Here is a 906-nt window from a genome sequence, read left to right on the forward strand (position 1 = left end):
GGGCGGGTGTCAGTGGTCGAACGGGGCCGGCGGGCGCGGCGGGCTGGAGCGGGTGCCCGGGGCGCGCGGGCGCTTGCGGCGCTGGATGGCGTAGGGCCGGTAGAAGGCCTCCCAGAGCGCGGCCCGGCGTCCGCGCGGCCGGGTGCGCAGCTCGCCCAGCGGCGCCCGGATGAAGAAGGACGCGGTGAAGAGGTACGCCGCCGCCACGGTGAGGAACAGGAGCGAGGCCATCACCACCGGGCCGGGAATCCAGGCCACGTGCGCCCGGTCCACGAAGTCCCCGAAGTCGCGCGGCGGCCGCGGGTGGCTGTAGACCTTGAAGAACCAGGTCACCAACAGGACGATGAGGATGGGGCCGTACGCGCGGTTGAGCCGCGTCGCGATGGCGGACACCAGCGACAGCTGGATCTGCGGCCGGGACATCTCCACCGCCAGCTCGCGCAGCGCGTCCGGATCCACCGGCTCGCGCCGCAGCATCGGCGCCCACCAGCCGTCCTCCAGGAGGCGCACCCGGCGGTTCCACAGGTCGTAGTAGCGGTAGCGCCGCGCCTCGATGAGCAGGAAGGACACCACCATCCAGATGCCCACCAGGAACGTGACGTGCGAACTCTGCGGCGTCGCGAAGCCGAAGGAGATGACCGCCGCCGTCGTGGTGAGCGCCCAGTTCGTCGTGGTGTCCAGGCGCGTGCGCCACGTGTCCGAGCGGCTGAGCTCGCCACGGAAGAGCTGCGCCATGGCCTGCTGCGAGACCACGGGCTGCTCCAGGTCGTTCTGCCTTCGCTCCTTGACGCTCATCCGTGCCGGGGAAGGTGGGGACGAACGCCCCCTTCGGCCAGGGCGGCCGGGCAGGCGGGCCCTCGTCACCTTCAGAACGGGGTGCCTGTGGGGCGCCGGACAGTGGCGCAC

1 protein-coding gene is annotated in these 906 nt (G+C 72.3%); it reads right to left on the bottom strand.

Annotated elements, in window-relative coordinates; translation table 11 throughout:
- Positions 1-9: 9 nt before the first annotated feature.
- Positions 10-795 (bottom strand): DUF2270 domain-containing protein, encoded by a 786-nt coding sequence (locus tag D7W79_RS42305; protein WP_120530781.1) that lies wholly within the window; start codon positions 793-795, stop codon positions 10-12.
- Between the last annotated feature and the right edge of the window lie 111 nt (positions 796-906).

The organism is Corallococcus exercitus (genome assembly GCF_003611585.1).
Lineage (GTDB): Bacteria > Myxococcota > Myxococcia > Myxococcales > Myxococcaceae > Corallococcus > Corallococcus exercitus.